Origin of the sequence: Paenibacillus sp. MER TA 81-3 (genome assembly GCF_023713585.1) — a bacterium.
Lineage (GTDB): Bacteria > Bacillota > Bacilli > Paenibacillales > Paenibacillaceae > Paenibacillus_B > Paenibacillus_B profundus.
On record NZ_JAMAWB010000002.1, the window covers coordinates 188,064 to 213,739 of the forward strand.

Here is a 25,676-nt window from a genome sequence, read left to right on the forward strand (position 1 = left end):
CTCCTTTCGATGCTTGGCAGTTCAGTCCTTCTACTATAATTTCGAGTATTTTCAAGTATTTGCGGGCTCTGGTTCACTCCACACAACTTGCTAGGTGGTCCAATATAAACTCATAATATGTACGTTCATGCGGAACAAAATCGCCCATCGTCAGCTTCACCTCCACGCCAGCAGGACCGTGCACAGGCACGAATTCTGTTCCAGCAATGCTCTCTGCTTCATGGGTAAACAGCAAGCGAAAATGCCCAACTTCGACTGTGACAATCGAAGTGACTTCATCTTCCTGCAATCGGAAATCCGTTAAAGAGCCTTGATACTCATGGAAAAAAACATGGCCTAACTCATTGTCAATGATGTTGTCGCCCTTAATCGAATCGGAAATGACACCGGTATAGGTGAGCTGTGACGGATCCAAGTCAATTCCTAGCTCCTCCCTCAACTCTCGGACGCCATCCAGCGGACGTTCCCCGGCTTCCAGATGTCCTGCTGCCGTAATATCCAATAGCCCGGCGTAATCTTTCTTTTTGCTATGTCTTCTTTGAAACAAAAGGTGCGCTTTCCCGTTCTCCACCCTCCATAACCAACAATGAAACGTTTGGTGCCACAGCCCTTCGGAATGAACCTCATCCCGCAGCTTAACACCTGTATGCTCCATATTGCTCGTGAACGTGTCGATATACTCTTTTCTAACCATAATGCTCTCTCCTATGCTCAATGGTTGCGTTCGCCTTCGCCGCATGTTTGAAGCGAATGATGGAAAAATCCAGCGTAGAAGCAATAACGCTATTGCGAATGGGATGCAAATCCGGGGTGAACCGCAATTCTACGTGCTGGCTCGCGATTCGCTCTAGCAAATCGCCGACCGGCTCGACCTGCAAAGGAACGATTTCCTCAGCAGCTGTGTAATACCCAGCCGTTTTGGCTTCTTCGAACAATTGAAACTTCTCCGCGGGAAACGTATATACATATAGCTTCGTACTGCGGATTCGCTCCAGCCACCCATTTTCGACGACGATAATTTTGTTTACGGTCGTATTCGCGAAGAAAAAATCGCGATCTTCCTCTGTCGACCACGCCGCTTTCCAATAAATGACCCGGGGACAGTCCCTTGGGAAAAAGTAATGCACAGCGCTAGCCTCATCAATCGCGAATACCATAGGCGGATATTGCGGAAACGAAGTCGGCGGCCGTGGCTTGAATATTTCGATATCCGGTTCCTCGCTGAAATGATAGAGCATATGTCCTCCCTTTCACATTGTAATGATATGCCGAGATTTTTCACGCTTGGTTTGCTTCGTATTCAATGAGCCAGCAGTCCCGCATTTCGCCTTCGTGATATTCATGCTGCGGCAGTAATTTGACCTTATGAAATCCGCACTTCTCATACACTTTAAGCGCGCGCTCATTCCACGTTTGCGGATCCATGACGATTTTATCGGCATGATGTTCCGTTGTTAAATGACGTGCCATGGCTTGAACCAGCTCGGTTCCAATCCCTTTGTTCCAATACTCCGTTGCTCCGATAAATTGATCCATCCCGAAAATTCGTCCCTCGGATTCTTCATAACCATATTCCTGACGTTCTTCTTCCGCGAGCGAGTAATATTGAATGTATCCGATGGCCGTATCATCATACTCTATAATGCACGGTGTAATGTCGCGGGAGCGCCCATAAAAATGCTTCTGGACCATCGCGAGGTCGTGCGGGCGATCTCTGCCTTCATAATAACGCAGCACTTCGGGATCCGACAGCCACGTGACAAGCAGGGTAGCGTCACTGTCACGGAGCGGTCTGACATGGATCCTATTGGCAGTGAACAGCATCACATTTTCTTCCTTCTTTTGAATACCGAGATGACGTCGGTCGTCTGGCCCGATAGACTTGTATCGAAGCAGGATACCAACTCCCAGCCATCCATGCCAAGCTGATTCAGCTCATCTTCGAACGATTTTTCGTCGACCTTGCCGCCGAGGAAACCCCCTGTTTTAATTTTCAACGTCTTATACTCCCATTGTTCCATTGCAATTCATCCTTTCCTTAGCTGAGATCATTACGAATGAGTCTCTACTTATCACTGTTCCAAAAGAGTCCCTTTTTGAACTACTATAAGCCTACGGCAAAACTAGCGCCTCTGTCCATGCCCTGCGCCAAATTTCATCGGCCGTTTCCTCCGGGGTCAGCCGCAGATGCAACTTATTCTTCAACGATGGCGTACTCCCCGTGCTGCTCCAACTCGGTGAAGGAGCCGAGAATGATGCCGGTACAGAGTTCGAAGGCACCGAGCTGCTGGAGCTGCGCGATGAGAGACACGATGCGATTCGCGCGTCCGCCCAAGCTTTCCAGCAGAATGACGCCGTTTCCAGGTGAAATCAAAATAAAGTCCCGGCTTGCTCGCCCACTCTTCCTTTAAGTAATCATCATATTCGGATTTAAAATGTGCGCTCCAATCAAAGCGAATGATGCGATGACCATTCGGTCACGGAGTGTTAATAAAATAGATTCGATCTGTTATGCTATGCCACCACCTCATTGTTTTTTCGCTATTCCGGATTGGTTGTCGTAGTGATAGTCACCGTTTCATCGATGATATCCTCCCGCACGATGTCGCCATTGTCATTATAAGTGGTAATATACAGCTGTTGTCCCTGAACCTCATCCAAAAAAGAATAGTACAATTTGAACGAATCGCTTACTTTGATGAGCTCCGCTTGCCTTTCAAGCCCCTTCACTCCATCCTTGACAACCACTCTCACCTCGTCTGGATGTACGACGACGCCGACGAGCATCGGAAACGGGCTGTCCCCGAATTCCGAGCCTGCCGTGCTCGGCACATACATGCTTGCATTGCCAATCGGAATGGGGTTGTCACGCGCTTGCTGCTCAGGAAGCGTCATATGTAAATTGGAAGCAGAGAAACTGCCGCCATATCCCCATTTCCAACCTGATGATGTCTTCTTCACATATTCCGTAGAGACCGCAGATGCGGCTTTGTTTCCAGTAGCATTCCGCAGGAAGAATACGACGACTCCGCCCTCTACCGGCTGTTCATGAATGATATAACCGACATACGCGTCCCCTCGCACCTTCTCGATGGCGCTGACGATTGAATCGCTTGAGTCATCAGCAGATTGTGACTTATACACGAACCATATCGCTCCGATGACGGCAATGGTGAAAATAGCGGATATCAATAATTTTTTCAAGAGCGTGCAACCTCCTTCTACATCGGCGATCGGCTACGATGACGTTCTTGATGCAAATACATCGATTCCCTTGCCCTTCTAATTGTCCAAGTATTCTTGAAAATAATCGACAACATGCTCCAGGCAGATATTCTGGGCATCATCATCGTCGTCGGAATTAAGTTTTTCCCATGGGTCGGATACTTTAAAGCTTAATATATTTTAGGGATTAAAACAGCCATGAGGTTAAATATAGCAGCGGTAATTATTCTATCGTTTCGCTATGGCGCGGGGGCGCAGCATGGGGAAGTACTGTTTCGCAATTATACGCCAGAACGTGGCGATCATATTCCCTTGGGGGAGCTATCAATAATGATAAATGGAGATAGCGATAACCCTTCCTCCAGATCCTGTTCAGTGAACTACCTGACATACCCGTCGGACAGAGGACAGCTATCTCCACGTTCAGTGATGCTAAAGCCTGAAGCGGGCGATTTATCATAACAATGGTTTGCGTGAGTAAACACACTCCTCCAGGCTTCATAATTCGGAACAATTCCAAAGCCATTAACAAGAACCAACTGCTTCACAGCCGGAAAATTGTCTGTAGCGTTGTGTAATTTCCGATATTTCTATCGGTTTTCCATGCTGCAATCGAGATTCCTCTGCTGCAAAGGACATCATATGGCTCTGTACGGAACCACGCAACGAAGCTTGCGCATACGTATTATTCGGGTATTGAATAAGATGGCAGAACTCGCTAAGCATAATGCTGCAGCCTTCACTTCCTTCATCATGGACCTTTATTTCATGAGAGCGGTTGCTTGCAAAATCAAACACCGTGAATGATTGCTTCTGCATATTCCCTCTAATTTCACCACGTGTCCCTGAAATCTGCACCGTACGCGAGCTATCATGGGTAAATGCCGATAAGGTGAAAGAGGCCGTCGCTCCATTTTCGAATTCCATATTAACCACTTGGTGATCGACGACGTCATTGTCACATCGGTATACACAGCGGCCATATGGCGTATGACCAACCTTCTCGCGAATACTTTCATCAGATAGATCTGTAGAGAAATGAAGCGCGCGTCGGCGTCCTTCTCCTAAATAATAACGCAAGTCAGAATAACAGCAGTCCTCAACATGCGGACAACCGTCTGTGCAATGCTCGGTTGCCCCCTCCGGCATATTTTCCTTCTTGAAGTGAAACAGAGAGCCGAATGAAGTTAACCGCTTGCAATCTTGGGCCATCAGCCACAAAATAATATCTAGATCGTGGCACGACTTCGCAAGTATCATCGGGCTGGAATGCTCCGTGCTGCGCCAGTTGCCTCGCACATAGCTGTGTGCCATATGCGCAAAGCCCACATTCTCGCTTAATTGGATATTTACGACCTTGCCAATATCGCCCCGATCGATAATCTGTTTAATTGTAGACCAGAACGGCGTGTAACGGAGAACATAGCATATCGTTAAAATGCGACGGTGCCGCAGTGCAGCCTCCTCAATCTCTACACATTCGATAGGCGATGGCGAGATTGGCTTTTCGAGCAAGATATGATACCCTTTTTCAAGCGCTGTCATCGCTGCGTCGTAATGCATCCGATCCTGCGTGCAAATGAATACAGCATCCGCGAAGCGAGGCTGTTGAAATACGTCCTTCCAGTCCGCATATACATGTTCGTCAGCAATATTATACTCTCGCGCGAAAGAAGCCCGTCTTTTCTCATCCGGTTCGGCAACGGCTACAAATTGCAGTTCTTCCGGGTATTGCAATGCATGCTTCGCGTATACTTCCGCGCCACGCACTCCGGCCCCCAGCAAGATTGCCTTCACACTCATATCCTAGACACCTCTTTATCTGCTTCTCTCTCTTGGTTGAATCAAAATCGAATGCTACATACCATAATTAATAACACTTCTAATGGTATAGTGCTATTATAACTATTGCCGTTCACAATTCATTGGATTATCTTACTTTATTTTTGGATTTCCTTCTTCATTTTAATTGCTGCGATCGGCTTGCAGGAATAATCGTTCGCGCTCTCAACGGCATACGGGATAAATCCGATGAAAAAACAAAAATGCGCTCCCGCCACGGAACACCGTTTTAGGGAGCGCACGGTTCATGCTAAGCATGTTCAGTATGATAGATACGGATTACAGCTTAGTCAAAATGAGCGGACCATCCTCCGTAATGGCAAGCGTATGCTCATATTGAGCGGACAGGCTGCCGTCCGCCGTTCGAGCGGTCCAGCCGTCGCTGTCCAGCTTGACATGATACGCTCCTGTGTTCAGCATCGGTTCAATCGTAATGACCATGCCTTCCTTCAATCTTACACCGCGGTTGCGAATGCCGTAATGAGGGACTTGCGGCTCCTCATGCATGCTTTTTCCAATGCCATGTCCGATGAAGTCCCTTACGACTGAATAGCCGAGCGGTTCAGCGTGATGTTGAATGGCGTAGCCGATGTCTCCAATCCGGTTGCCTACGACCGCCTGCTCGATACCCAGGTGCAGGCATTGCTCCGTCACCTTCAACAATCGATCGGCCTCTTCCGACACCTCCCCTACCCGATAGCTCCAAGCCGAGTCGGACAAAGCGCCATTGAGATTGACGACCATGTCGATCGTGACGATATCCCCTTCCTTCAACGGTTCCTTGTTCGGGAAGCCATGGCAGATGACGTCATTGACGGAAGCGCAAGTCGCGAAGGGATAGCCGTGATACCCTTTCTGCTCGGGTGTCGCTCCATGCTGCTCGAGAAATTTTTCTACGAATTGGTCGATGTCATGTGTGGTCACACCCGGTTTGATCATGTTTTTAATTTCTGCGTGGCATTGGGCCAAAAGCTTGCCCGACTTCTGCATTTCCATAATTTCTTGTTTGCTCTTCAAAATAATCATGCTACACCTCGATTGTTTCCTATTGATGATATATATCATATTTTACATCAAAATGGTTTGCCATTCGGCATTCTTGTGAAACTTTTTCGCAATTTTCATTCGTAAAGCTTATTAATTGTCCACCATCACTGGGGAATTAGCAGGTTAAATGGCGTTTGGAGTATGGGCAAGTTGTTCCTCCGACCGCCTTGCTTCACTCTCCCCTTCCATCAGAATATGGTCTCACGACCAAAAAGGACCAAGAACTCGAAGAAGGAGATACGCTGTGCAGGCTTTCAGAAGACAGCCCCGTATACCTCATGAACCCCCAACTCAAAAAGAAGCCAGAGGCATTGTTCCCCTGACTTCTTTTTACCATATGATAAGGTTTATGAGTCCATACAGATTATCATACGTATGATTTGGCTCTAAGCAATAGCAGCTACGCCGTCTGCAGGAAGCAGATCGACATGGAGAATTTCGTTCGTGACCGGATGGCGCTGAATGGCCTTCACTTCTACGGACACGCTGCCTGCCCCGTCAATGCTCAGCTCCAGCTTGTTGCTAAGACCGTCTCTGACCCATTTTGTAAATTCCTTCGAGTCGATATGAATCATGGTGCTGCTTCCTTTGTCGAGAATAACGCAAGGGATTCTGCCCTCGTTGCGCAGTCCCCGCAAGGCGGAGCGCTTCTCATTCGTTCTTGTTACCGCTTTAAAACAATGTGTCATGTCAATTAACTCCTCTACGTGTTCATTATTTTGCCCGTCACTACGGCTCATGCATGCCTGTATGATCGTTGGTTCGATAAATGACCATAATGCAGCTTCTCTGCTCAGATGTATCACGATTCGAGCGATAACCTGCCGAATACTTAATATCGATCACTTGGTCGTCTTGCAGCGTAGCCAAAAATTCATTGGCCTTCTTCTCCGCTGAAGCGGTACCTAAATCTAAAAACTCCTTCACCTGAATCATTGCATCATTCCTTTCTCAGTTGTCCATTAAATGTAAAAAGGCACAAATATGCACGAAGGCATCTCGCCCTGTATGGAGCGAAATGCCTCGTTGTTCATACTGTATCAATATAGGAACTCGTTGTCAATCTTCCCTGATGTATCCATAAATAGTAAGTGAATATCCTTTTTCTTCAATCTTTATAAGTTGAACTAATTATCTTCCGATAAGCGATTGCGTTCGATGATACATTTGACTGTATATTTTCCAATGGGGCTTACTTCGCCCCCGCAAAATAGTGGAGCTAAACTGTAAAATACGTTTGAAACGAATCATAATCTTTCAGATCAAGTGAACGTTTAAGTGACGAGGCCGTGCCCGAGCCAAAATATAAGAAATCTTGAGCTCTGGCCGGCTTCGTTTAGCGTTATATAGATTGCTCCTTACTTTCATATACCGTTGTTGACTTCCTTGTATTGGCGCTGCATCCGATATTCTTGCGGTGTCGATTGATTTTGCTTCTTGAAAAACCGGATAAAGGCCAATGCAGAATTATAGCCAAGCGCAGCTGCGATTTCATTGACCTTCATAGAGCTGTTCAGCAGCCATTTTTTCGCTTGCAAGTTGCGATAGTCGTTAATATAGTCGGATAGCCCGATCCCGGTCATTTGCTTGTATAGTCTGGAAAAATAAGATGGATTCAACCCGACATAATCTGCGATGGCACACAGCGATATATCGGTCGCTACGTTATCTTCGATATACCGGTGCACTTTTGTGACTAATTCAACCGGCATCTGCTCCCCTTGTGCAGCCTGTCGTTCAAACAAGCAATCGGCCATTTTCAAAAAATACTGCTTCAAATTCAGCCAAGATACCGAATCGTCCCTCTGGTATAATGGAGCCAAGTCGAGGACAGTGATTACCTTCTGCTTGAACGCTTCATTTTGGCTCAAGAACGACAAAAAAGTGGCCGCCATGGAATGATACAGCTCCATTTTTCGTTCATAGGCGTACGTATCGTCACTCCATATTTTCGTCAGATGGAGATACAGCTTGTAATATTCCTCCCGATGGTTGTTCTCCAGGCATTTCACGAGCAGCTGAATGCGGGTATGGCGAAAAAAATCGTTCGTTGTCCCTCCTGTCTCGCTCTCTTGCTGCTTCAAGATGTCAGAGTCAGTCAGAATGACCTCGCTGGACAAGCCAAGGCCATATACGAAACAATACTTCAGCATATGGAAGCGGTCGGAGACGGTGTGCCACTCTGTCGGTCCGCTGCTCATAGCGAATGAAACAGACACTTGCAGCAGCTGCTTGCAAGTCCGCTGAACCGTCTCCAGCGTGTCGCTTAAGCACGAGTACATGTTTCTCCATGCAGCAGAATCGGATACGCCTGACGCTTGCATCTCGCAGGATGCAGATGGCTCCGAAGCAAGGCTTGCCAGCGCGAGCTCCCGCGGTTGGATGAGCCAGACGATTTTGGACGTGTCGTATACACATGAATAACAGCGCACATATGGTGCTACATATTCCTCGGTTATATTTTGCACCCCGTAAATAAGCAGCGCCTTGTCCGGCGTCGTGAACGTGTCTTTCCATGCATCCACTCGCCCGAGCAACAGCAGCACCGGCAGATCCGCCTGCAGAGGAATATCGAATTCCCGCAAATGCCGTGCCAACTCGCTTGCCGTCTCCTGCTTTCCTTGCAGAAGCTCCCAAGCGTACTCCTTCTGCAGCAAAGGCAGCGCCTGCCGCATACGGTTGTTGGCCCGCTCTACCATTTGGCGCTGGTCGCCTTCTTCCTCCAGCAACGCGATCGCCCGTTCGACAGAGCGAATGATCTTATCGTCGCTCTCCACCTTCAAGATGTAATCGAACCCGCCGCAGGTGATGGCGCTCTGAATATAATGGAAATCGTTGTACCCGGTCAGAAAGATGACTTTGCAGGCCGGCCATTGGGATTTGATTTCTTGCAATAATTCAATCCCTTCCAGTCCCGGCATCTTGATGTCTGAAATGACGATATCGACGCGGTAATTCTGCAACACATCCAAAGCCTCTTCGCCAGAATACGCTTTCATAATATCGAGTTCCAAACGTTCCGTCTGTTCGAACAGTTCAAGCAGGCCATCTACAATAATAGGCAGATCGTCGACGATGAGCAGCCGATACATGCAGGTTCCTCCTTTACTTCATGCCGAGATAGATATGCACTCTGAGTCCGCCAAGCTCGGAGCGAGATACCTCAATTCCGTAATCTGCGCCATAACGGAGCTGAATCCGCCGATGCACATTAATAAGTCCCGTCGTTTCGTCGATACATTCCGCGGAATGTCTTAATCGATTCAACAACCGCTCCAGCTCTTCATCGCTCATGCTGTTGCCGTTGTCCTCTACGCAGATTGCAATCCCTTCCGCCTTCTGCTCGCTGTGCACCCACAATTCGCCGGTTGCCAACAAGTTGCCGAGTGCATGCTTATAGGCATTCTCGATAATGGGCTGCAGAATGAGACGTGGAACGAAGATGTGCGGTGTCTCTACGTCGAACCAGACGCGGATGCGATCTCCGTAGCAGATCGACTGCATATCCACATACGTGCGGGAATGCTTCACTTCCAGCTCAAGCGGTATCTCGTCTTCATCGTTCCGTGTAATAAATTGAAAATATTCGCCGATGTACAAGCAAAATTGATAGGCCTTCTCCTTATGCTCAGACTTGATTAACCGGCACAGCACAAAGAAGCAGTTGTATAAAAAGTGAGGATTGATTTGGGCTTGCAGCCGTTTCAACTCTGACCTTTGGTTGCGAATTTGTTGTTCGTAATTTTGCTCGATCAACGTCTTCAATGATTGAATTGTATCATTAAAGGCTTGATATAGATAACCGAACTCGTCATGTCCGCGATCGATCGGGATCGGCTGCAGATTGAACCGCTGCACCCGCTTAAACGAATGGATCAGTCGCATTAATGGACGATAGATGAGCTTGAACAGCGAATACGAGAAGAACAGCCCAACGCAGATCGCGAGGGCGCATGCCCACCAAAACCATTGCCGATACGTCTGAAGCGGCCCCAAAATGGTGGATTCCGGAATGCACGTGATCGAGTACGAATTCCATAACGGAGAATACTTATACACGGTCAAATAGCTCTCGCTGCCATATCGCACCATTTCGTAGCCTTCTTCCATTCCTCCGCGCCGCTTCTCCTGCGCAAAAGCCTTGATCTGCTCCATCAATTCCGAATTGCCATTGCTCTGAATGTCCCAGTCGCGATCCAAATTCAAAAGCACGCTTGCTCCGCCCAGCGAGCCGGCAATTTGGTCAAGCGCCTCCTTTATTTCGCGAATGGACAGCTCCACACTAACGGCATACAGCGGCTCCTTGAAGGAATTCGCTGGATACTGCATGCTGATGAACAAGCGATTCCGCCAATAGATGAACGGTTCATCGTAATGCTTGGCGCTAAGCTGCATGGCCTTATATTCCTGCTGATCAATTGCCGTTTCGTATTGCAGACTGAGAATGGTTCGTTCAAGCAGCGGAATGTAAGCTTTCGCTTCCCTTATGAACGGACTCGAATTTTTCATTAGATCAAGCCGCTGCTGAATGGCCGTTATTTTCTGCGCTCGTTCGTAATCGGTCATATCTCTGCCCGTCGCCGCTAGTTCCAGCAAATCTCTGTCCATAACATAGTTGGGCAAATATCGCATGATCCGATCCGCCTCCTTCTCGAGCGAATCGAGATAGAACCGGGTCGTGTTCATGGTCGACCGCGATATTTCCGCCTGAATGCTTTCCGCTCCCTTGTGATTGATGAGCCACGTGATCATAATGAGCGGAAGCAGCACCGTCATGAACGCCGCCATGATTTTCATAAAAATCGAGGAGTCTTTCAAGCGAAATAATAGCTTCATCATCTGATCTCCCTAAGTAGATAACTTTAAACTATTATTCTTTGACGCTTCCCATCACAATTCCTTTAATGAAAAATCGTTGCAAAAACGGATAGACGATCAGGATTGGAAAGGCGGCGACAAATATTTGCGCTGCTTTGCTGGTCCGATCGGACAGTTGAATCATTAACTCTGCGTCTTGCGATTTCAGAAATCGGAAGTCCAGGTTAATAATAATCGTCTGTAAAAACGTTTGCAGCGGGTATTTATCAGGATGATTCATCAGGATCATCCCGTCGAACCAGCTGTTCCAATGCCCGACCATCGTGAAGAGACCGGTTGTCGCAAGCGCTGGCAGAGATAATGGCACATATATTTTCCATAATGTCGTGAAGTGTCCGGCGCCGTCCATCCTTGACGATTCGTCCAGTTCCTTCGGCAAATTGCGGTAAAAATTAAGCAGCAAAATAATATTGAACACCTGCACCGCACTCGGAAGCACTAATGCCCATATCGAATCGATCAGACCGAGCGTCTTAATCGTCATATACCAAGGAATGAGACCGCCGTTAAACAAAATCGTGAATACAAATATCCATACGTAAACGGTACGCAGGCGAAATTGCCTCGTGTCTTTCGATAATGGATATGCCGTTAGTATCGTTAGAAACATGCTGGCGGCTGTCCCGAGCACGACACGCTGGATCGAAATCCAGAAGGCCTGCAAATATTCAGGCTTGCCGAATACATTCTCATAAGCGGCCGTGGTGAACTCGACAGGCCATAATGTCACTTTGCCAGCCGAGGCCGACGCGCCGGAGCTGAACGAGATGGCCAAAATATGGATGATGGGCATCAAGCACATAAACGAGATCGCCGCAAGCAACAGAAAATTGCAGCCAATAAACAGTCGCCGGCCCAGTGTCTTTTTCATAAGTACGCCAAGCTCCTTTGCTAGAAAATACGATAGTTCGCGAAACGATAAGCCAACATATAAGACACGGAAATCATAATAAAGGAGACGATTGACTTTAACAGACCCACCGCGGTTGCAAATCCGAATTGCGATTGCTGGATCCCCATGCGATAGACGAACGTGTCAATAATATCTGCGCTTTCATACACTTGCGGGCTGTATAAATTGAAGATTTGATCGAAGCCCGCATTCAACACATTGCCGATGTTCAAGGTTAACATCAACACGATAATCGGCATCATTCCCGGCAAGGTCACGTAGAGCGTCTGCTTCCAGCGCCCGGCTCCGTCGATCTCTGCAGCTTCGTAAAGCGATGGGTTAATCCCGGTGAGCGCAGCCAAGTACACGATCGTTCCGAATCCGAATTCCTTCCATACGTCTGAAATGACCATCACGTAAGGAAACCACTTATTGTCGCCCAGGAAAAAAATCGGATCAATGCCGAATACGCCAAGGAGCTGATTGAAGATGCCTGAAGAGGGAGATAAGATGTCGATCAAGATCCCGCTTAGCAGCACCCAAGATAAGAAGTGCGGCAAATAGACCAGCGTTTGGAAGGTCCGTTTGATCCATTCTTTGCCCAGTTCATTTAACAAGATCGCAATCGTAATCGGCACGATGAGTCCGGCTGCAATTTTCATAACGGCAATGAAGACGGTGTTGAAAAAGATTTGGCCGATATCGGGATAATCAATCACAAACTGAAAGTTTTTCCACCCGACAAACGGCGATCCAAACAACCCTTTACTCGGGATGAACTTCTGAAAAGCCATGATAATGCCAGCCATTGGAATATAACTGAATATGAGAATGAAGACCAATCCGGGAAGGAGCATGACATGAAGCGGCCACTCGGTCTTCCACATGCGTTTTATTGTATTCATACGCACCACCTGCTTGAAATCAAAATAGGAAAAAGGGGAACCGAACGTGTTCCGATTCCCCTAAGGAACGAGATGTCATCTATCCATCGATGCAATTATTTATTTTTGGCGTACCATTCGTTCACTTCCGCAGTAATCTGATCTCCACCGAGCTTCTTCCAATCGGCGACAAATTGATCGAATTGCTCAATTGGAACTTGATTCATAATGATTTTGACGAACACTTCGTCCCGTTTCTTGTTCAAAATCGCGCCTTTTTCAACCATTGTCGGCGTCGGCGCGCCATAGAACTTGGTCTGTTCGAATAGATTGTCCTGCTTCATCTTCGGAACGAGTGACAGCGATCCGTTCGGGCCGGAAATCAAATATTCCCACCACATGGAAATATCGCCCTCCACATATTTCATAGCTCGGCCATACCGGGTTCTGTGTTCCTTCGTCGTCAAAATGCTGGCGTCCTTGTTCTGAATCGCCTTCGGCAATACTTCACCGTTGTCATTCGTCTGGTTGTGTGGCGTCAGCGGGTTAAGCAGCCAGTAGTTGCTAGACTTCTCCACCCGATCTTTACCAAATTCGTACACTTTATTTTCTTCCGTCTGGTTGTTGTCGACCACGATCCAATGATTCAGCAGCTTGATAACAGCCTCTGGATGCTTGGCTTTTTTGGACACGACATAGTAATTGATGGCACCCAATCCGATCTGTGACTTTGCTGGCTTGTCGTCAGCTGATGGCAGCCGATATACGCCCCATTCCTGAACGGCCTTTCCGTCCTTTACCGCCCCTTGGACGAGATGGGCCGGTGTCCATTCGGCACCGTATAGTACGCCAATGCTGTCACCGAAGATCAATTCGGATGCCTTCTGCGTATCCTTGACAGCAAATTCAGGATCAATCAGTCCTTTCTTGAACATATCCTGCAATGCCTTCAATGCATCCTTCATTTGCGGTTGAATGTCTCCGCTCACGATTTGACCTGTACCATCGTCAATCCACTGTTCCAAGTAAGCATGGTAGCCGTTCAAGAAGCCGACAAGGCCGGTTGCGCCGTCGTTAAAGGTTTTGTTCAAGGCCAAGCCGTACGACTTGCCCGTTCCACCCGGGTCCTTCGTTGCGAACGCTTCCATAATTGTCATTAAATCTTGCATCGTGTTCGGTTCAGGCAGGTTGAGCTGCTTCAGCCAGTCGGTGCGCACCCACACGAACTGTCCGGAAAAAGGATTCCCCGTCTGTGGAATGGCCATCAGCTTGTCATCGAACGTAGCAGACTTCATCTGCAGACCGCCGTCCATTTTCATGAACTTTTTTGTTTCAGGCGTGGCGAACTCTTCATACACACTTGTCAAATCCATAATCATATCCGCTTCGATCAGCTGCTGCAATTGAGCGGCTTCAACCGGGAAAAAGTCAGGGATATCATTGGAAGCTATCGCCATCTTCAGCTTTTCTGGGAACTGGCTGCCATCGGCTATCCATTTGTTCGTAATTCTCACCCCGGTGTCTTTCTCGTATGCGTCGTACACCGAGTTGTTGTCAAAGTCTTCTCCTTCATCAAACTTCAGATACGGATCACTGGCACGAACCGTTGAAACTTCCAAGACGGCATTCGCCTCGGTGGCTGGTGCTCCCTCTGGCTTCTGAGCCTCCTCTTGCTTCCCGCATGCAGTGGCGGCAACGAGGCTAATGATGAGCGCTACGACCAAACTGATTTTTTGTTTTCTTTTCACGTGCGACCCTCCCAGTAAGTGAAAGTAAGTAGTAAATATTTCTTATAATGCGTGTTCAAAAAGGTTGGTTTTCAGCACCGAGAAGGTTGCAGGAATTCGAAACGTATGCAAGATTCGATGCCGAGTTACTTCCTGGTTGACTTCGTGATCAAAAGCGGACTTTTTGAACATCCTCTTATAGATTCATTATAAAAAGAGCTTGGCGGCGTTTCTATATACTGGTCTTTACATCTATATACAACTATTGCGGCAACAGTCTTAAACCTAAATGTCATAAACAAAAAAGAGCGATTGTCTGCTTATAACGCAGACAATCGCTCTGTAACGCACGACTCACTCTTCTGTCGGTGCAATCATATGTTCAGGCCGCACGATGCGGTCGAATTGCTCCTCGGTCAACAGCTTGCTGTGCAGCGCCGCTTCCTTGAGCGTCATCCCTTCTCGATGGGCCAGCTTCGCCACCGCGGCCGCGTTCTCATAGCCGATATGAGGATTCAATGCGGTGACGAGCATGAGCGATTTATCGAGATTGCTCTGAATCGCTGCCCGATTCGGCTCGATGCCGACCGCACAATGGTCATGGAAGGAACGTATGGCATCGGCCAGCAGGCGCGCCGATTGCAGAAAATTGTAGATAATGACCGGCTTGAACACGTTCAGCTGGAAATTTCCTTGACTGGCCGCAAAACCAATCGCCGCGTCATTGCCCATCACTTGGCAGACGACCATCGTCAATGCTTCGCTCTGTGTTGGATTCACCTTGCCCGGCATAATGGAGCTTCCGGGCTCGTTGGCCGGTATCGTAATCTCGCCGATGCCGCAGCGCGGTCCGCTAGCCAGCCATCTCACGTCATTGGCGATCTTCATCAGATCGGCCGCCAGCGCCTTCAATGCTCCATGCGCATGCACGAGTTCATCATGACTCGTCAGAGCGTGAAATTTGTTGACGGCGGATGTGAACGTCTTGCCGGTCTGCTTGCTAATCTCCGCTGCCGTCAGATCGCCGAATTGCGGATGGGCATTGATCCCGGTCCCGACCGCCGTTCCGCCAATTGCTAATTCCTGCGTATACTCCGCGCTTTGCTTCAGCATTCGTTCCGTCTTATCCAGCATACGGACCCAGCCGCTTATTTCTTGTCCGAGCGTCAACGGCGTCGCGTCCTGCAGATGGGTCCTGCCGATTTTGATGATGTCCTGGAATTCCTCGCTCTTGTTCTGGAGCGTACGTTTCAATTCAGTCAATGCCGGCAGCACCTCATCTTCGAGTGCCAAGAGAGCGGCGACGTGCATTGCCGTCGGGAACGTATCGTTCGAGCTCTGCGAACGGTTGACATCGTCATTTGGATGAATACGCAAGCCGCTTCCACGCTTCTGCAGCCATTGATTGGCGCGATTGGCAATCACCTCGTTGACATTCATGTTCGTCTGCGTGCCGCTCCCTGTCTGCCAGACGACAAGCGGAAAATGATCGTCCAGCTCGCCGCGGATAATCTCATCCGCCGCCGCAACGATCGCATCCGCCTTCTCCAGCTCCAGCTTGCCGAGCGAGCGGTTCGCCAGCGCCGCGCTTTTCTTCAAGATGGCGAATACGCGGATGAGCGGCAGCGGCATCTGTTCCGTGCCGATGCGGAAGTTATCAAAGCTGCGTTGGGTCTGAGCCGCCCAAAGCCTGTCAGCGGGTACTTTCACTTCTCCTAACGTGTCGTGCTCGATTCGGTAATCCATGGCGATTCCTCCTCATATCGTATCCGTCAGTTTAGTTGCCTACTCCATGCAGCATTTGCCGCAGCATTTCCGTTCGAATCATGAGGTACCCTTCGTTGCTGGCTGTCAAGACCTCATGCTTCTTCAATTCGTTCAGGCACCGATTGACCGTTTCTCGCGTCGTGCCGACCATGCCAGCCAGCTCTTGATTGGTAAGCCGGGTATCGAATTTATTCCATCCCCCCTCACAAGCGGAACTATGGGTGTTGCTTAAGCGAATGAGCGATGCCATGACTTGACGCTTCAACGTATAGCATGATTTTTCCTCCAGCCGGGTCTGCAGATCAATAATCTTATCCGTCAGCAATTGAAACAATCTCGTGGTCATGTCTGAATTATGTATCAAGATCTCCTCGAACGGCTTCAGCGCAGTGACCAGACACAGACTATCAGTTTCGGCTGCCGCATTAGCGGTATAGCTCCCATTGCGGAAAAACCCTTCATTCGGAAACATTTCCCCATCCGATGCCATATAAAAAGTTTGCTCCTTGCCCTCCTCACTAATCCGGTAAATTCGAATTCTGCCATTAATAACAAAGTATATATTATCCATAGGATCATATTGACAAAATAATTGGGAATTGCGCTTATATGGACGCAAAGCTGAAACATTGGCCATCGCTTCCAGCTCCCAATCTTTAAAATACTGGAACAGAGCTATGGATTTCAAGGCTTTCGTAATTGGTGCGGACGTCGTTGCAACCATAACAGCTCTCCACCTCCTATTAGTGCGTTGTTCAAAAATGTTCGTGATGACAGCAGAGTGTGACCGTATCAGCTTCCCTTATTATAGCACATTTTATTGATATTGATAATCATTATCATAATGAAATTTAGCCCCTTTTTGGAAGATATCATCATGACTTCAGAACGGCTCCATGTCATTAAGCACGGGGCGGTAACGACGGCGAGCATGAAAACGGAATAGAACGTAAAACGGGATGCCTCCCCCTATGTCCTCCTTATGGCCGTCTGCAGCGGCACCTGGACATCATCGGGGTAATCGATTCGGATCGGTTGCCCAAATAATCGTACTCCTCGTTATATGTGCACCTTAACGGAAATCGAGCATTTGCTGCTTCGGGTTTAGTCAAGCGCAAGCTGTCATGTGGCTGCAAAAATGGGGAATTCATTTTATTATTGCCGGGAAACGGGACTGGGAAATACAGAAATGGGCATGGGATAGTGCCCGTCTTCAATAGAAAGGAATGGGAGCGCAATGGAGTGGAACGAGCTATTTACGCAATATAAGCCGCTGCTCTTCACCTTGGCGTATCAGTTGACCGGAACGGTCGCTGATGCGGAAGACGCCGTACAGGACGTATTTGTTAAAGTCCACAGCGTTGATCCCGAACGATAAGCGGAACAACCGAAAGCTTATCTCTGTAAACTGACGATCAATCGCTGCCACGATCTGCTCCGGTCGGCGCGAAAGAAGCGCGAGCTGTATTTTGGGCCGTGGCTTCCTGAACCGCTGCCTTTGCCGGAATCCGACCTGTCGGAAAGATTGATTCGCAAAGACTTGCTATCGTGCGGCTTGCTCGTGCTGCTGGAGCGGCTAACGCCTGCGGAACGGACTTTGTTAGTGCTAAGGGAGGCGTTCGAGTTCGAGTATACAGACATTGCCGAACTGCTCGGCAAGACCGAGGCGAACTGCCGCAAGCTTCTCAGCCGGGCAAGGGAGAAGATGGATCTGGCCGAGCACCGAACGGTGCGCTCATCCATCGTCGGTGAAGCATGGGTGGACCGATTCGTGGTAGCGGTAGTGAAAGAAGAGCGTGCCAACGATTCTGACCCTGCTGTCCGAAGATGCCATCCTCATCTCCGATGGCGGCGGCAAAGCAACAGCGGCGAGCCATCCGATCCAGACACGGGATCGCATCATCCGCTTCCTGCTTGGCCTGACCCGCAAAATGGTTCATAGCCAAGGCCAACTCACCATGGAGCGAACCTCACTCAATGGTCAGGTTAGTCTCGCCATTCGCAACGGCGCAGTGATTGACACAGTCATCCTCTTTCACACCGAGCGGGGAATTGCGCAGCGGCTCTATTTCATCCGCAATTCCGGATAAGCTGGCACGCATCGGTCAGTAAATGCGGCACTGCAACGGAAAGGCTTCTCAAGCGGCAGCGATGATTATAGGCAGCATGCCCTTGATACTCCTTTCCGAGCATCTGTCGCGTTTAACCTTAAATAGTCTTCCTCAGTTCAGACATCCCCAAGAGCAAGGATTGTAGCATTCCACCAACGGTTTCTACTTAAACAGTGTGGGAAGAGTTTATTCAAATATTGTTGATAGTCATTATTATGTCCCATTGGAAAACATACAGCGGAATCTGTCACTCTGACGGTTAAAAGCGTTCAGACTGTATTTTGTCCAATGGATCCGGCTGTTTTAAAGCGATTGGTGCGGATGGAGTGTGAACCGTTGGACAAATTCCAATGAAAGCGACCTTGAAGTGATATACCTCGCTGTTTCATTGGACAAAATCCAATGAAGGGCGGTCTGCCCTTCAACCTTAGAGCCATATGACATTAACACCTTCCACTCCCCCATGTCCGATGATCATATTGCATCCATGCTGTTTCACTTCCGCCCTGTCTGTTCTTTGGCTGTACATGCCGGTGTATAAGCAACCTATTTCGAGATTATTTATCCTTATTTTATCTTTATCACGAATGAGTAGTCCTTTTTGCTTTTTCACACGTCTGATTGATTTACGTTATCCAACAAAAAGACCCACGGGGCAATAATCCACTTCCCCATGGGCCACAAATTCGTATATATGATACCATGAGCTTCCTAATCCATGTCTAAGCGCCGAACTGTGCGTGGTGCAAACGGCTGTACATACCGCCAACGGCTAAAAGTTCTTCATGTGCTCCTTGCTCCGCAATGCCCTGCTCCGTCACAACGACGATACGGTCCGCATTGCGGATCGTTGCCAGCCGGTGAGCGATGACGAGTGTCGTGCGCCCTTTAGACAACTCGGCCAGCGATTGCTGAATCGCCGCTTCCGTCTCAGTATCAAGCGCCGATGTCGCTTCGTCTAGAATGAGGATCGGCGGATTTTTCAAGAACATCCGCGCGATGGCAAGCCGCTGCTTCTGTCCGCCAGAGAGCTTCACGCCCCGATCGCCGATAATCGTCTTCATGCCTTCCGGCTGTGACTGGATGAAATCCGCGAGCCGCGCCCGGCGAGCCGCTTCCCATATTTCCTCATCGCTCGCGTCCAGCTTGCCATACGCGATATTTTCCCGAATCGTTCCAGAGAACAGGAACACATCCTGCTGCACGATACCGATCTGCTTGCGCAGCGACGCCAGCTTGAACTCTCGAATATCGATGCCATCAACCGAGATGCTGCCCTTATTCACGTCGTAGAAGCGCGGCAACAGACTGCATAAGGTCGTCTTCCCCGCTCCTGACGGACCGACGAACGCAACCGTCTCCCCTGCCCGAATGTTCAGGCGGATATTGTTCAAGACAGGCTTATCCTGCTCGTAGCCGAACGATACATCCTTGAAGCAAATGTCGCCACGCAGGTGATCTACTTCCACTGCATTCGGCGCTTCGGCCACATCTGGCTCTGTGTCGAGAATTTCGACATAACGCTTGAAGCCGGCGATCCCTTTCGGATAGCTCTCAATGACCGTGTTAATCTTCTGAATTGGCCCTAGGAACACGTTCGTCAGCAGGATGAAGGCGAGAAACTCGCCGTAGCTCAACTCGTTCTGAATGACGAACCAGGTCCCGCACAACAGCACGAACACGGTTACGATCCGCATCAATATGTAGCTAATCGAGGTGTTCCATGCCATGATTTTATAGGACAGAAGCTTCGTCAGCCGAAAGCGCCCATTGTTCTTAGCGAACAAGTCTTTTTCATAGGGCTCGTTAGCAAACGCTTGAACGACGCGAATGCCGCCAATGCTATCTTCGACCCGTGCGTTGACATCGGCCAGATCGGACATCATCCGCCGGAAGGCGCCCATCATCTTCCGATTGAAGTATAGCGCCAGCCACAGTAGAAACGGCACAACGATAAACGTCAGCACAGCCATCTTCCAATTGATCGCGAGCATTAGTCCAAATGCGCCAAGCAGCGTCATGACGGCGATGAACAAATCCTCCGGCCCATGATGCGCCACTTCGCCGATTTCCAACAAATCGTTGGATATGCGGGACATCAGCTGTCCGGTCTTATTGTTGTCGAAGAAGCGGAACGACAGCTTTTGCAAGTGGTCGAACATTTTTTTCCGCATGTCGGTTTCAATGTTGATGCCGAGCATATGACCCCAGTACGTAACGACAAAGTGAAGTACCATATTGATGAGATAGATAGCTAGTAAACCGAGACACGCCCACAAAATCCATCTCCAATTCCCCGTCGGCAACAGCTGGTCAACCACTTTGTTGACGGCAAGCGGGAAGCCGAGCTCCAGCAGCGCGGCAATGACCGCGCAGGAGAAATCAAGAATGAACAAGCTTCTATATGGACGGTAATAAGCGAAAAAGCGCCTTAACAAAAACAATCCCTCTTTTCTGTTATGTATCATGTAAAATGAGCAGAGTCTCCAGCCGTCAGGAGCACACATCCATTAACATGATATCGATACTCATTTTCATATGAAATTGTAGTCTACGATCTCCTGCAGAGACAATGGACAATCTTCATGCTTTTTTGTACAAACTCAAGTCGGGGGATCAAGCGAGCGCCTGCAGCACATCATCCATTTTTTTACGATGCGAAATAACACCATAATTCATCCACGTCAAAAAATCAACCTCATATACGCACTGATTCCGTACTGCAGGCAACATCCGCCATAATGGGTGGTCCAAGAGCTTCCGTTCCTCCCCGTCTATGGACGACTCCTGCTTCTCGAACGTGATGAACAAATGATCGGCGTCAAGCTGATTCAGCCATTCAAGCGGCAAGTCGGCCCTTCTCGTGCCGTGTGTCAGCTGCTTCACGAGCGGGTGCGGCGTCAGTCCTAAAGATCCGTATAACACGGGACCTGTATACCCCATGTCGGATCCGCCATACAAGGCGATACCGTTCGAAGTGATCCGCAGAACCGCGATCGATTGTCCTTTGGCAGTCCGGCTTAAGATGCTCTTAGCAGCGGCAGCTTCACTCTCATACTGGGCAATTGCTTCCTCCGCTCTGTCCGCCTTCCCGAACCAATCGGCCATCGTTCGCAGCGACGAGCGCCAATCCTCGCTAATCCTTGCCAATTGATAGGTCGGCGCATACGGCTCGAAGTTCGTTCGATCCATTCCCCCATCGATCATGATGATGTCCGGCTCATATTGCGACAACACCTCGTAATGGCCAGACGAGACGTCGAATACAGGAGTCTCATCCAGACCGAGATAATCCTGCTTGCCCCATAAGGAATGCGAGCATTGTACGACAGGCGTAATGCCGAGCGCTATCAGAAAATCCTCCAAATATGGGGAGATGACCCGGATATCGTCGCGATGCATGAGTCTATACCGGGTGGGCGTAATACCGACCGTCTGTGTAAAGCGGCGATTGAAATAATACTCATTGCTGAATCCCACTTTGAGCGCAATGTCATGGAGCCGGTCTTCCGTGCACAACAGCAGCTCTTTGGCCCGACTCATGCGCAGCTCATTGAGATAATCAAGAGGAATCGTGCCGGTTAATTGTTTGAACAGACGCGTATATTGCCACCGGCCCACCTTCGCTTCCGCCGCCATCTGCTCCACGGTCATCTGCTCGCAGAAACGGTGACGCAACCGCTCGATCGAGAGCGCAACGGCTGCATGCGTGTCCGTCTGATCCGCGCCCGCCACATTATTTTCCAGTATATGTGCGATCAACTCTTGAAACCGGACATAGTTCTGAAAGGAACCTATTTCATCACTCTCATACCGGAAACGATAGATGGACTCGATCAGCTCGATATACCAGGAGAAAGGATGAAGCTCCACCTCTCCCTCGCACGGAAATGTCGGGGCTTCGTCATTGCTGGCGCTATGCAATTCTCCGCCTGACCCTAATGTCCGTAGAATTTCAAAAGCCACACAGTAGTATTCAAGCGCAGCTTCGCTGTCTTGTTCGATAGACACCTTCATGTCAGGAGTCAGAATGAAGCCTTTCCCGCGTTCCAAGCTGCACCATGTTCCATTGATATTCAGGCGCCCTTCTCCCGCTGCTATCGCTAGAATCGAGTATTGGGCAGCCACGAGTGTGCCTGGTTCATAGTTCAGAAGCTGAACATAGTAACGAATATCCGTCAACGTATAAAATAAAGAACGCCGTGTGATCGGCTTTATATCCTGTTCGTACATACGTACCACCCTAAACTGATAATGATTATCACTATTACATTCTATATTAAAAAAAGAAGCCGTTCAATCATTATTGAACAGCTTCAAGATATTGAGAGACTCTTTTGAGGTTGAAAGCGCGAGAAACTCACATTGATTCTTGCGGTTGCTGTTTGTTGCTTGTTCTGAGCACCCATACGATTAATAGGCTCAACAGAAGCACGCAGAACACGTACGGATACGTCACATGTGCTGTGTATAACATGGTTCCGGCAAGCGGTCCGAGGAATGCCCCGCCCCCTTGAACCGAAGCGATGTAAGAAGCGACGCTTCGCTGCTCCTGATCGAGCACCGCCAACGAAGCCCCTGCACTATAGCCGAGCATCGTAAAGCCGATCCCGATTCCTAATACCGTAAACCCTACGAACGAATGATGGATGAGCGTCAACAAACCGATCAGCCCTAAGCCAACGCACGATAATCCGACAGTCAGCAAGCGTTTCGGCTGCCATTTCAAGTATTTGCTAATCAGGATTTGCGATGCAACCACCATCACCCCAGAAATGGCCAGCCCTGCTCCGATAAGCTGCGTCGCACGCTGTGGATTATAGTCCAGCCGATCCTGCACATAGAAGCCGATCGTCACCTGAACAATGTTCAGAGCGACGGACAACGCCAAGCCAATCCACACATAGAGGCGAATCCGCGCGTCATTGGGTGAAAGCGCGGCTGAGTGACGTCGCACCTCTCCCTCTGGCTCGTCGGGAATGAACAACAGCAGCAGGATGGCCACTGCGAGTAGAAGCGCCGCCGCCGCATACATCGGAGCGGTCAGGCTTACTACCGCAAGCAGTCCCCCAAGCGCCGGACCCAATACGAATCCAAGTCCGTTCGCTGCACCGAACAGTGCCATGCCCTGGGTGCGGGTCTGCTGCGTCGTCCACCCCATGACATACGCCTGCGCCTTGGCGGGAATTCCGCCGAAGAAGAAGCCCGCTATGGCGCGCAAGCAGAAGAAAATCCAAAACAGGGTCGACGGATTGGTCACGAGCCGAGTGGCATAATCGGCGAGCAGACCAAAGCCGGCCAGCGTAACCACATAGACGAGCATAATCGATACGAGCATTTTTTTGCGGCTCATGAATGTCTTTTTCCCCCAAAAAAACCCTCCCAAGAGCCAACAAATGCCCGATACCGACACTAATATTCCCGATTGAATCTCGCTTAGCCCCAACGTACGGGATAGTGGGCCTATGATAGGATTAAATGCCGCAATCGAGATCATGCCGCATAAGACGATAAGAAACATAATTGCAAACTTGTATTTCAATTCCATTCTCCCTTTCTCAACAGATAACGACTTACGTTCTTAGGAACATATCTTACTATTCATCTGATCGCGCATCTACCTGTTGACGGAGTCCATTGCTGGTTAACGGGAGAATCTATTTTCATAGTTTCATTTCTCGTGGCATTATTGGTATAATAAGGATAAATCCATGGTGAATGTGGGGAAACGAAAATGAAAAATACTGGCATGATTCGAGCGTTGGATATGCTTGGTAGGATTGTCATTCCGGCCGAAATCCGGATGACACGCAACATTGAAATTGGCGACCCTGTAGAGTTTTTCATCAGTGAGGACAACGTAATTGTAATACGAAAATACAAGTCCACGGAATGCACCTTCTGCCGCGGGCTCGACAACGTGATTTACTATAAAGAACAGTTCGTCTGCCAGTCCTGTATCACAGATTTAAAGCCGTCTTTCCATCCGCATGAGGACATCACCACACCACTTCCAGAATTGCCGCAATCAACACGCAAGAACACAAAAGCGTCGGAAATGAAGCAACGGCTGCAGCAAGCGATGCAGCAGTATCCTAATGCCAAGCAGAAAGACCTGGCCCTAATGTTGGGAGTCAGCGCAAGCCGGATCAGCCAGCTCAAGAAAGAATTGAACGCTCACGAATAAGGCTGTAGACAATAGCAAGAGCTCCTTCGTATTCCATTTACGAAGGAGCTCTGTTTTTTCCGCAAACAATCATATTTGAGTTTTGGGAATGCTCAACAATACAATTCATTTTACTTGCCGAGATGCTCCTTGATTGCCTCGAGGCCAGCGATCTGCCCAAGAAAAAACGTATCGCCGACGAGTGTATCAACCGAATAGACTTGATTGTTTTTCACCGCTTTAAGGTTCTTCCATACCGGATTATCCGTCCAGATGTTGATCATTCCTTGCGGATCATCCGGATTCATCTGTCTGCGGTTCTCCGCGATGAATATATGGTCGGCGCCAAATTCACTCAACGCCTCGATGCCGATCCGCCCGCCGATTTTCCCGTCTTCCGGCAATCCCTTCACTGACGTCAAGCCGATGTCCTCATAAAATATCGGGAAGTTTTTCGGATGGATGACGGTAAAATCTTTCCCGTTAGATACTAAAAATAGCGCCGTTTCCCCTTGATGCTTGGCGGCTGCAGCCGTTGCGTCCTGCTTCAGCTTGTTGAATTCGGCGATCACTTCCTTCGCCTTTTCTTCTTTGCCTACGAGCTCCGCAAATTTCATTAGACGGGACGGTGCGTCGAGCGAGTAATCGATCACGACGGTATCAGCCATCTTGTTGAATTCTTCAAATCGGTCGGCCTTGCCTGTGCTGCTGATGACAATGAGATCAGGCTCCATCTCCAGCAGCGTCTCCAGATTCGTTTTGCCGCCCAGATCGGTTACCTTTTTTCCTGCTGCATATTTCGCAAATATCGGCGATTTATCTTTCGTTCCGAAGCCTTCTGACACGATCGGGGATTCGTCCAGCACAAGCAAATAGTCTGTCGCCATAATGTCGACGCTGGCGATTCTATCCGGCCTCTTCTTCAGAACGAGCTCGCCTTTCACATGTTGGATCGTACGCGGGAAAGCCGCTTGCTCTGGCTGTGCTGGTTCATCAGACTGCTGAACCGTGTTCGCCGGTGTCTCACCAGCAGCACCTTGTTGCGTCCCCCCGCCGCAAGCCGTTAATACAGACGAGGCGAGCAGAACCGATAGTATACTTGCTATCCATTTCGATTTTTTCATGTTTTTCGAACCC

At 49.0% G+C, this 25,676-nt stretch carries 25 protein-coding genes; 3 read left to right on the forward strand and 22 right to left on the reverse strand.

Annotated elements, in window-relative coordinates:
- Window positions 1–73: 73 nt before the first annotated feature.
- The 17 genes from M3650_RS03110 to M3650_RS03190 form a co-directional block, all read right to left on the reverse strand.
- Window positions 74–694, reverse strand: coding sequence for an NUDIX hydrolase (locus M3650_RS03110; RefSeq protein ID WP_251572285.1), 621 nt, complete (start codon window positions 692–694; stop codon window positions 74–76).
- Window positions 687–1,238, reverse strand: coding sequence for a DUF6886 family protein (locus M3650_RS03115; protein WP_251572287.1), 552 nt, complete (start codon window positions 1,236–1,238; stop codon window positions 687–689). Before M3650_RS03115 ends, M3650_RS03110 begins: the two co-directional genes overlap by 8 nt.
- Before the next feature lie 40 nt (window positions 1,239–1,278).
- Complete coding sequence (locus M3650_RS03120; RefSeq protein WP_251572743.1) at window positions 1,279–1,824, reverse strand: GNAT family N-acetyltransferase; 546 nt, start codon at window positions 1,822–1,824, stop codon at window positions 1,279–1,281.
- A complete protein-coding gene (locus M3650_RS03125) occupies window positions 1,824–2,021 on the reverse strand; it encodes a DUF4177 domain-containing protein (protein ID WP_019420127.1) in 198 nt (65 codons plus the stop codon). Before M3650_RS03125 ends, M3650_RS03120 begins: the two co-directional genes overlap by 1 nt.
- A gap of 173 nt (window positions 2,022–2,194) precedes the next feature.
- On the reverse strand, window positions 2,195–2,374 hold the full coding sequence (locus tag M3650_RS03130; protein WP_251572289.1) for a hypothetical protein: 180 nt from the start codon (window positions 2,372–2,374) through the stop codon (window positions 2,195–2,197).
- 167 nt (window positions 2,375–2,541) lie between these two features.
- Window positions 2,542–3,204 carry a hypothetical protein gene (locus tag M3650_RS03135; protein ID WP_251572291.1) on the reverse strand — a complete coding sequence of 221 codons (663 nt, stop codon included), beginning with the start codon at window positions 3,202–3,204 and terminating at the stop codon, window positions 2,542–2,544.
- A 546-nt stretch (window positions 3,205–3,750) separates the two neighbouring features.
- Window positions 3,751–5,028 carry a Gfo/Idh/MocA family protein gene (locus tag M3650_RS03140; RefSeq protein WP_019420132.1) on the reverse strand — a complete coding sequence of 426 codons (1,278 nt, stop codon included), beginning with the start codon at window positions 5,026–5,028 and terminating at the stop codon, window positions 3,751–3,753.
- A gap of 318 nt (window positions 5,029–5,346) precedes the next feature.
- Window positions 5,347–6,093 (reverse strand): type I methionyl aminopeptidase, encoded by a 747-nt coding sequence (gene map / locus M3650_RS03145; RefSeq protein WP_251572293.1) that lies wholly within the window; start codon window positions 6,091–6,093, stop codon window positions 5,347–5,349.
- Between the two features lie 407 nt (window positions 6,094–6,500).
- Window positions 6,501–6,803 carry a hypothetical protein gene (locus tag M3650_RS03150; protein ID WP_019420134.1) on the reverse strand — a complete coding sequence of 101 codons (303 nt, stop codon included), beginning with the start codon at window positions 6,801–6,803 and terminating at the stop codon, window positions 6,501–6,503.
- A gap of 40 nt (window positions 6,804–6,843) precedes the next feature.
- On the reverse strand, window positions 6,844–7,050 hold the full coding sequence (locus M3650_RS03155) for a sporulation protein Cse60 (RefSeq protein WP_019420135.1): 207 nt from the start codon (window positions 7,048–7,050) through the stop codon (window positions 6,844–6,846).
- 428 nt (window positions 7,051–7,478) lie between these two features.
- Window positions 7,479–9,206 (reverse strand): response regulator transcription factor, encoded by a 1,728-nt coding sequence (locus M3650_RS03160; RefSeq protein ID WP_251572295.1) that lies wholly within the window; start codon window positions 9,204–9,206, stop codon window positions 7,479–7,481.
- A 13-nt stretch (window positions 9,207–9,219) separates the two neighbouring features.
- Window positions 9,220–10,950, reverse strand: a complete 1,731-nt coding sequence (locus M3650_RS03165; protein ID WP_251572297.1) for a sensor histidine kinase — start codon at window positions 10,948–10,950, stop codon at window positions 9,220–9,222.
- A gap of 34 nt (window positions 10,951–10,984) precedes the next feature.
- On the reverse strand, window positions 10,985–11,863 hold the full coding sequence (locus tag M3650_RS03170; RefSeq protein ID WP_019420138.1) for a carbohydrate ABC transporter permease: 879 nt from the start codon (window positions 11,861–11,863) through the stop codon (window positions 10,985–10,987).
- Between the two features lie 20 nt (window positions 11,864–11,883).
- Window positions 11,884–12,789, reverse strand: a complete 906-nt coding sequence (locus tag M3650_RS03175) for an ABC transporter permease (RefSeq protein WP_019420139.1) — start codon at window positions 12,787–12,789, stop codon at window positions 11,884–11,886.
- A gap of 95 nt (window positions 12,790–12,884) precedes the next feature.
- Entirely contained in the window at window positions 12,885–14,516 is a 1,632-nt protein-coding gene (locus M3650_RS03180) for an extracellular solute-binding protein (protein WP_251572299.1), read from the reverse strand.
- 333 nt (window positions 14,517–14,849) lie between these two features.
- Window positions 14,850–16,241 carry a class II fumarate hydratase gene (fumC, locus tag M3650_RS03185; RefSeq protein WP_251572301.1) on the reverse strand — a complete coding sequence of 464 codons (1,392 nt, stop codon included), beginning with the start codon at window positions 16,239–16,241 and terminating at the stop codon, window positions 14,850–14,852.
- A gap of 31 nt (window positions 16,242–16,272) precedes the next feature.
- A complete protein-coding gene (locus tag M3650_RS03190; protein ID WP_019419441.1) occupies window positions 16,273–16,986 on the reverse strand; it encodes a Crp/Fnr family transcriptional regulator in 714 nt (237 codons plus the stop codon).
- Window positions 16,987–17,499: 513 nt separating this feature from the next.
- Between M3650_RS03190 and M3650_RS32205 the strand changes: the two genes are divergently transcribed.
- Window positions 17,500–17,640 carry a sigma factor gene (locus M3650_RS32205; protein ID WP_311295012.1) on the forward strand — a complete coding sequence of 47 codons (141 nt, stop codon included), beginning with the start codon at window positions 17,500–17,502 and terminating at the stop codon, window positions 17,638–17,640.
- A 147-nt stretch (window positions 17,641–17,787) separates the two neighbouring features.
- Entirely contained in the window at window positions 17,788–18,204 is a 417-nt protein-coding gene (locus tag M3650_RS32210) for a sigma factor-like helix-turn-helix DNA-binding protein (RefSeq protein ID WP_311295013.1), read from the forward strand.
- Between the two features lie 28 nt (window positions 18,205–18,232).
- Here M3650_RS32210 and M3650_RS31755 read toward each other — a convergent pair whose 3' ends face one another.
- From M3650_RS31755 to M3650_RS03210, 4 genes are all read right to left on the reverse strand, one after another.
- The gene (locus M3650_RS31755; protein ID WP_285848316.1) at window positions 18,233–18,364 is read right to left on the reverse strand and encodes a hypothetical protein; all 132 of its coding nucleotides are present in this window, start codon (window positions 18,362–18,364) and stop codon (window positions 18,233–18,235) included.
- A gap of 731 nt (window positions 18,365–19,095) precedes the next feature.
- Window positions 19,096–20,811 (reverse strand): ABC transporter ATP-binding protein, encoded by a 1,716-nt coding sequence (locus tag M3650_RS03200; protein ID WP_251572303.1) that lies wholly within the window; start codon window positions 20,809–20,811, stop codon window positions 19,096–19,098.
- A 178-nt stretch (window positions 20,812–20,989) separates the two neighbouring features.
- A complete protein-coding gene (locus M3650_RS03205; RefSeq protein ID WP_251572305.1) occupies window positions 20,990–22,606 on the reverse strand; it encodes an AraC family transcriptional regulator in 1,617 nt (538 codons plus the stop codon).
- 127 nt (window positions 22,607–22,733) lie between these two features.
- On the reverse strand, window positions 22,734–23,921 hold the full coding sequence (locus M3650_RS03210; protein WP_251572308.1) for an MFS transporter: 1,188 nt from the start codon (window positions 23,919–23,921) through the stop codon (window positions 22,734–22,736).
- A gap of 186 nt (window positions 23,922–24,107) precedes the next feature.
- On the opposite strand from M3650_RS03210, the gene M3650_RS03215 reads away from it, so the two are divergent.
- A complete protein-coding gene (locus M3650_RS03215; RefSeq protein ID WP_483311720.1) occupies window positions 24,108–24,560 on the forward strand; it encodes an AbrB/MazE/SpoVT family DNA-binding domain-containing protein in 453 nt (150 codons plus the stop codon).
- A gap of 110 nt (window positions 24,561–24,670) precedes the next feature.
- On the opposite strand, the gene M3650_RS03220 is transcribed toward M3650_RS03215, so the two are convergent.
- Entirely contained in the window at window positions 24,671–25,663 is a 993-nt protein-coding gene (locus M3650_RS03220) for an ABC transporter substrate-binding protein (RefSeq protein WP_251572312.1), read from the reverse strand.
- Window positions 25,664–25,676: the final 13 nt, after the last annotated feature.

Coding starts and splice junctions, on each gene's coding strand:
- M3650_RS03155 (WP_019420135.1), bottom strand. CDS start 7,050: ATGATTCAGGTGAAGGAGTTTTTAGATTTAGGTACCGCTTCAGCGGAG.
- map (WP_251572293.1), bottom strand. CDS start 6,093: ATGATTATTTTGAAGAGCAAACAAGAAATTATGGAAATGCAGAAGTCG.
- M3650_RS03140 (WP_019420132.1), bottom strand. CDS start 5,028: ATGAGTGTGAAGGCAATCTTGCTGGGGGCCGGAGTGCGTGGCGCGGAA.
- M3650_RS03215 (WP_483311720.1), top strand. CDS start 24,108: ATGAAAAATACTGGCATGATTCGAGCGTTGGATATGCTTGGTAGGATT.
- M3650_RS03175 (WP_019420139.1), bottom strand. CDS start 12,789: ATGAATACAATAAAACGCATGTGGAAGACCGAGTGGCCGCTTCATGTC.
- fumC (WP_251572301.1), bottom strand. CDS start 16,241: ATGGATTACCGAATCGAGCACGACACGTTAGGAGAAGTGAAAGTACCC.
- M3650_RS03120 (WP_251572743.1), bottom strand. CDS start 1,824: ATGCTGTTCACTGCCAATAGGATCCATGTCAGACCGCTCCGTGACAGT.
- M3650_RS32205 (WP_311295012.1), top strand. CDS start 17,500: ATGGAGTGGAACGAGCTATTTACGCAATATAAGCCGCTGCTCTTCACC.
- M3650_RS03220 (WP_251572312.1), bottom strand. CDS start 25,663: ATGAAAAAATCGAAATGGATAGCAAGTATACTATCGGTTCTGCTCGCC.
- M3650_RS03165 (WP_251572297.1), bottom strand. CDS start 10,950: ATGAAGCTATTATTTCGCTTGAAAGACTCCTCGATTTTTATGAAAATC.
- M3650_RS03110 (WP_251572285.1), bottom strand. CDS start 694: ATGGTTAGAAAAGAGTATATCGACACGTTCACGAGCAATATGGAGCAT.
- M3650_RS31755 (WP_285848316.1), bottom strand. CDS start 18,364: ATGCGTGCCAGCTTATCCGGAATTGCGGATGAAATAGAGCCGCTGCGC.
- M3650_RS03115 (WP_251572287.1), bottom strand. CDS start 1,238: ATGCTCTATCATTTCAGCGAGGAACCGGATATCGAAATATTCAAGCCA.
- M3650_RS03205 (WP_251572305.1), bottom strand. CDS start 22,606: ATGTACGAACAGGATATAAAGCCGATCACACGGCGTTCTTTATTTTAT.
- M3650_RS03210 (WP_251572308.1), bottom strand. CDS start 23,921: ATGGAATTGAAATACAAGTTTGCAATTATGTTTCTTATCGTCTTATGC.
- M3650_RS03170 (WP_019420138.1), bottom strand. CDS start 11,863: ATGAAAAAGACACTGGGCCGGCGACTGTTTATTGGCTGCAATTTTCTG.
- M3650_RS03190 (WP_019419441.1), bottom strand. CDS start 16,986: ATGGTTGCAACGACGTCCGCACCAATTACGAAAGCCTTGAAATCCATA.
- M3650_RS03125 (WP_019420127.1), bottom strand. CDS start 2,021: ATGGAACAATGGGAGTATAAGACGTTGAAAATTAAAACAGGGGGTTTC.
- M3650_RS03150 (WP_019420134.1), bottom strand. CDS start 6,803: ATGACACATTGTTTTAAAGCGGTAACAAGAACGAATGAGAAGCGCTCC.
- M3650_RS03160 (WP_251572295.1), bottom strand. CDS start 9,206: ATGTATCGGCTGCTCATCGTCGACGATCTGCCTATTATTGTAGATGGC.